This is a genomic window from Sporomusa sp. (assembly GCF_057736855.1).
Genome location: NZ_JBYKYF010000188.1, coordinates 1 through 5,997, shown reverse-complemented (window position 1 = coordinate 5,997; position 5,997 = coordinate 1). Strand labels below are relative to the sequence as shown.

Genomic DNA, 5,997 nt, shown 5'->3' with positions numbered 1-5,997 from the left:
ATTGGTGGATACTAGCCACCAATTCATATCTGACACTTTCTTTTCCCAAAGCATTTATAGGAGTTAACGCTTCTAAGTCAACCAACACATGAAGATTGCGGTAAACGGTATCTAGACTAATATCCTTATACTGAACTTTTAGCCTTTCCCAAATTTCAAAAGCTGACAACGCTTCCCCTGCTTCAACCAATTGGGCAATCATCGCCTGCCTCTGGGCGGTTATCCGGTAGCCTTTATTTTTCAGACGATTTAGCACAGCCATGATGGTTGCTTCATGATCAACAGTCATATCTTTTCTTTCTCCCCTTTCTAGCACCACGTTACATAGCATGATTTACGTCAGGATTTTGGGACAGAAATATTACGATCTATGGGTATTAATGTATATTTTTTCTAAAATAAGAAGAATAAGGATTACTGACAGGAAAGAGATTGCCACGCTGTGTTTGCAATGATAAAAAGTTCATCATTACGAACAATTGCGTGGCGATCACCCCAAAGCACCCTTATAATCTTAGTGTCAAGGTTCCGCCTCTACAGCGGAAGTACACTCTTCATCTAACCCCGTCATTTTCACATACTGAAATAAGATCACTGTCCAAGTGCCTGTATCAAATTCGCTAAATTCTCGCGCATTAGCGTAAGATAATCTTTTCCTTGTTTTACCTCTTCAGGGGTTATCGCATCCACAGGATGCAACACAAGTACCTTGGCTCCAGCCTCTTTTGCTAACGTTTCAGCTAATTTAGAACTCACAATTGTCTCAGAAAATATGTAATTGATTTGTCGTTCACGGCACAATTTTGTTATATCAGCCATCTTTTCTGGTGTCGGCTCAGCGTCTGGTGATAACCCCATAATAGCAACCTGTTCAAGTTGATAGCGAGCAGCCAAATAACCAAAAGCCGCATGAGTAGTAATAATTGTACGTTTCTTAACGTTTTGCATACTTCTCTGATATTCTTCATGAAGCCTTTGTAGTTCCCGTTTGTAACTCATTGCATTTTCACGATAATACTCAGCATTTTCTGGATCAGCGGCAGCCAGGGCCTCTGCAATGGCGCTTACTTCTTGTTGAGCTAATACCGGATCTAGCCAAACATGCGGATCAATCTCATCTGTCTTGTGATCTGGTTTATCGTGATCAGCATGTTTTTCTTCGTCATGGCCATGGCCATGACTATGGGAAATACCTGCTTTTAATTCAATGCCTTTGCTGACTTCAACAGCCGTGGTAGCACCAAGTACATCTTTTGCTAATACCTTGTCAATCCAGTGTTCAAAGTTAGCACCATGAAAGAAAAACAGTTTTGCATGTTTAACCTTTACCAGATCTTTAGCTGATGGTTCCCATTCGTGCGGTTCAGCCCCAGCGGGAACCAGTAAGTCGACCTCAACTTTGTCGCCGCCAACATTCCGGACAATTTCATAGACTGTGTAAACACTGGCCACCACTTTCATTTTTGCTGGCTGCGATGTACTGTCACTTGGCGCAGCAGTTTTCTGTCCACAACCACCCACCAACACCCCAAAAAGAAAAAGTACAATCAAAAGCATCCTTGTTTTCATCATGTATAGCCTAGCTCCCTATTTAATAAGAATATTCCTATTAAGATAGTAACAGGGGATCACCCAGCTGTCAACACTTCTTAATAAGATTATTCTTAACAAAAAAGCGAAAACATATAGCGACAAATTACTTGTCGCTATATGTTTTACTATTATTTTACTTACATACATACGATATACGGGTAGCTAACATTCAATTCCTGTATAAATATACGCGTCCTGAGCCAACTCTATGGGCGAACCATGCATTATGATATAAATAGACTATCATTATTGGATAGTAATAATAAAAAGCCTTAATTTGGCCGCAGCCTAGACGCAGAATGACCTTGTACCCAACGCAGCGCAGCAAATAAACTCTGTCTGATAAATACAAAAATGGGAAGGTCCAACCCCTTCCCTTATATGCCTACATCACCCGACGGGCACCAATGTAACGCGGCCCCCAATAACTATCGCTCATACTAGCAATAGCTACACCGCGGCTAGATGTAGCACTTATAAATTTTCCATCGCCAATATAGATGCCACTATGAGATGCTCCTGGTGCATAGGTACTAAAAAACACTAAATCTCCAGGTTGAAGGCGACTATAAGATACTGGCCTTCCAACTGCAAACTGTTCATCAGCTGTCCGCGGCAGATAAATGCCACTCTGAGCAAAAACATAGCGAGTAAAGCCGGAACAGTCAAAACCGCTAGGGCTTGTCCCACCAAATACATAAGGCACTCCCACATAGCGCATCGATGTCTGAATGATACGCCTTACCGAGGTTGAGGAAGCATCGCGGCTAACAGGCATATCCCGTCCCATCAAAGCGCGATAAGTTTGTGACCCGACAATTCCATCTGCTTCAAGACCCCTAGCCTTTTGAAAAGCCTTTACTGCACTAACTGTTAAGTCGCCAAAATGGCCATCGACTGCACCTGCATCAAAACCAAGTTCATTTAGCTTAGCCTGAATAGCAGCTACATCAGAGCCCCGGTCACCAAACTCATATGTACCTGAAGCATGGGCAAAAGTAGCGGTCCCAAAAAAGAGACAAAAAGCAACAATAAACCCAAAATACTTTTGCAACTGGTTACTCCTCTCCTTGGCCTCCGAGGTTAGCTGACGGGTTAGGGTTGCAGGCACCCTACTTGAAAAGCCAGTGCTCATCAAGTTTCACCCCATAGATTTGGTTCCCCCGTACCTGAGCTGGATTCGGCTTTCTATCGATGCTCTATTTATAAATTCTGTATAAAATTAGAAAATCCTGCCCGAATTTATGTTTTTTTATACGATTTAGGACAAATTATCATTTATACTACTCATTGTCTTTGTCCCGCTTCTGTCTAAGTTCCGCTTGAAGCCAATATAGCGGACGCTGTTTTACCTCTTCAAATATTCTCCCAACATATTCACCAATAACACCAATTCCAGCTAACTGTATACCGCCCAAAAGCAAAATACTAGCCGTAATCGTCGCCCAGCCTGGAACAGCCTCACTGGTAAAGAGCCTGATATAAAGCACATGGATGGTTAATACAACACTGCAAAATCCTAGGAGCAATCCTATGTAAAAGGCAAACCTAAGCGGCGTTTTTGAATATGCCGTAATGCCATCAAGAGCAAAATGCAACATTCGCCTTAATGAGAACTTGGAGTGTCCGGCATAGCGTTTGGGTGCAATAAATTCAATTTTAGTCTGGCGATACCCAATGGCGCTGATCATACCGCGAATAAATCTGGCCCGCTCCCGGAAACGCCGGAAACTATCAACTACCTGTTTATCCAATAATCTAAAATCAGAGCCACCTTCTGTAACCTGTACATTAGACATGGCATTCATTAACTTATAAAACATGCCTGAAGTAAAGCTTTTAAACCAGGATACTCCCTCCGTATTGATTCTTACTGTCTGTACGACCTGGAACCCGTCTTCCCACTTAGCAATCAACTGCGGCAGCATCTCTGGCGGATGCTGCATATCACCGTCCATGGTAATAACTGCATCCCCCTCAGCATAATCCATTCCGCATGTTAATGCCACCTGGTGACCAAAATTACGAGCCAGAATCAACGCTCGCACTCTTTTGTCCATTTTGACTAAGCGTTCTAAAATAAGTGGAGTAGCATCACTGGAACCATCATCAATAAAAATCAATTCAAAATCATAGGGTAACGGTTCCATATATTTAACAACTTCCTGATAAAAATTGTCGATATTATCCTGTTCGTTAAATACCGGCACAACAATAGATATTAAGTTCTTATGTGAAGCCACAATTTAGCCTCCTTTATTCACTTTATTATTGCATTGCCGGCTTATGAATGCAAGTGTTCTTGTTTCATTCAGTTCCGCCTGTGTAGCCTTCAAACGAGAAACCTGCCAACATCCAATCAAGCTTTCTCTCCAAGCAGGCTTTTAGTAAAACATACTCTTGCTGGTGTAAGACGAAAAAGCGAGACCTTCACATACCTTGGAATGATGGTAAGAGTAAAACATCCTCTGCCTACCATCTGACCAACCGTATGTCAAATAATCTCGCTTTCGTTTCTTATGAGGTAATATCTTGGCGCAAAACCACCGCATCATGCAAATAAATATGTTTGATAGCTTGCTGTGGAGTATCAGTATTCCATAAAATCAATACCCGGATACACCGCGGCAATGCATCAGGACATTCAATTTCCTGGGTTCCAAACAGCGGCACTTGTGTCCAGCCAAGTTTTCTGGCACCTGCAGCCGGAAAAGCCGCGTTCAAATCAGGAGTTGAGCTGAATATCACGGCGCCAATGTCTTCGGTATTTATTGCATTTTCCCGTACAATTGTCGCTAGAAGTTCAGCCACGCGCTCATAGATTTCTTCATCATGGTTTGCGGTAACAGTTGTTGCGCCTCGAACGCCACGCAGCATAATAACCACTCCTAGAAAAAAATTTGCAGGCCTAGTTTACAATATACGCGAGAATAATTCAATTTCCTGCCACTATTTACATTACATAAAAAACAGTGCAAATATATTATCGCTTTTTACCCGCGTTTTCGGGTTTATTACAACGGCAGGAGTTACAAACATGGCAGCGCCACCAGCCGCATTCGGGACATACCACATTAGCCTGATTTAATTCAACATATTCTCCTCGTTCATACTCGTTCCAACAAAAACTAGAACCCGCGATTTTCTTTAGCATGACAGACCGGGTATCTACCCATAATTCCTGAGACGACACTCTAATCAGTAACTCATGCGAACCTGTTTCGGGGTTATACCGATAACCTTCAGCATGAAATAGTTCAGGCACTCCTTTTAGGTTTAAAACAACATAAAGGACATTGTACTTCACTGTCCCACCCCCGCATACTCTGATCAGCCACTGGCTCTAAGTTTCCCCTCCTTAAGCAAGCATGAGCCAATGGGAGTCTTCATTTATAATACTTATGTATGCGACAGGTTGTTTATACCCCACGAACCTAAAACATTCAGTATTTGGCTTACCGTTTGTTCAACCCTGGATTGCACGATATCGCTTAATTCTAAACCAATATCAATAACCGCCGGCTGAACCCCTAATACAACCACGTCTTTCACTGGCTGTTCTAACAGTTCCAGCGCTGCTAGCACATCTTGAATCCCTAGTTCATGCATAGATACTTTATGCTTAAAATAAGTTTTTACTTCCTCATTAGCAAATCGGTAAAAAGTCCCTGGCGTCTCTCCTCCATTAACGGCATCTATAATAAGCAATCGCTCAGCACCTTTGATAAAGCCAAGCAGTTCCATACCAAGCGTACCACCATCAAGAACCTGAACAGAATCCGGAAAAGTATAACGCCGGGTAAGTTCTTCAACTACCCGAACACCAAACCCTTCATCTTGCATTAAAATATTGCCGATACCCAATACTACAATTTTTTCCATAGTGAAAACTCCTATCCTATCTAAATGCACAAAAGATTGATTGCCACGCTACATTTGACTATAAAAACGCGTGGCAATCTCTAGTTCTCATGATTTTGTCTTAGTTTTTGGGGCATGTGGCATAATATCACCTAAATCATCAGGCTCTTCTTCCATATATTTGACACCAGAAAACATGGCCGATATCTCGCCACCCTTTTCGATAAAGTCAGCCCGGATTGCCATATATACGTGTACAATGACAAACAAAATGATACACCAGGCGACATAATGGTGTATGATATGGACAGTGTATTCGTTAATTAGCCAGTTATTAAACGGCCCAAATACTTTTGCGAGGAACCTATTAGGCTCAATCATATAATACATTGCCAGACCAGTTACGGCTTCAATCAGAAACATAAAATATACAGCTAAATAACCAGACCTGGCCAGTGAATTGCGCAGATAGGGGCGATGCTTGCCACGCATGAACATATAGTGCATCTGCGTATCCATGATTCCAGTCCAGTATAGCTTAGT

At 42.1% G+C, this 5,997-nt stretch carries 8 protein-coding genes and 1 riboswitch; all 8 genes read right to left on the bottom strand.

Translation table 11 applies throughout. The features are described from left to right. On the bottom strand, window positions 1-289 hold a 289-nt coding region (locus AC29Z1_RS12065; protein WP_488271713.1), incomplete at its 3' end, for a Fur family transcriptional regulator. A gap of 302 nt (window positions 290-591) precedes the next feature. Further along, a complete protein-coding gene (locus AC29Z1_RS12060; RefSeq protein ID WP_488271712.1) occupies window positions 592-1,572 on the bottom strand; it encodes a metal ABC transporter solute-binding protein, Zn/Mn family in 981 nt (326 codons plus the stop codon). 406 nt (window positions 1,573-1,978) lie between these two features. After that, on the bottom strand, window positions 1,979-2,626 hold the full coding sequence (locus AC29Z1_RS12055) for a C40 family peptidase (RefSeq protein WP_488271714.1): 648 nt from the start codon (window positions 2,624-2,626) through the stop codon (window positions 1,979-1,981). Window positions 2,627-2,650: 24 nt separating this feature from the next. Beyond that, a riboswitch (cyclic di-AMP (ydaO/yuaA leader) is annotated at window positions 2,651-2,789 on the bottom strand. Window positions 2,790-2,876: 87 nt separating this feature from the next. After that, entirely contained in the window at window positions 2,877-3,836 is a 960-nt protein-coding gene (locus tag AC29Z1_RS12050) for a glycosyltransferase family 2 protein (RefSeq protein WP_488271711.1), read from the bottom strand. Window positions 3,837-4,110: 274 nt separating this feature from the next. Further along, window positions 4,111-4,470, bottom strand: coding sequence for a chorismate mutase (gene aroH, locus AC29Z1_RS12045; RefSeq protein WP_488271710.1), 360 nt, complete (start codon window positions 4,468-4,470; stop codon window positions 4,111-4,113). Window positions 4,471-4,576: 106 nt separating this feature from the next. Beyond that, window positions 4,577-4,900: a hypothetical protein gene (locus tag AC29Z1_RS12040; protein ID WP_488271709.1), complete on the bottom strand. Its 324-nt coding sequence runs from the start codon at window positions 4,898-4,900 to the stop codon at window positions 4,577-4,579. Between the two features lie 92 nt (window positions 4,901-4,992). After that, window positions 4,993-5,475 (bottom strand): HyaD/HybD family hydrogenase maturation endopeptidase, encoded by a 483-nt coding sequence (locus AC29Z1_RS12035; protein ID WP_488271708.1) that lies wholly within the window; start codon window positions 5,473-5,475, stop codon window positions 4,993-4,995. 87 nt (window positions 5,476-5,562) lie between these two features. Then, window positions 5,563-5,997, bottom strand: a 435-nt coding sequence (locus AC29Z1_RS12030) for a cytochrome b/b6 domain-containing protein (RefSeq protein WP_488271707.1), incomplete at its 5' end; no start/stop codon positions are given.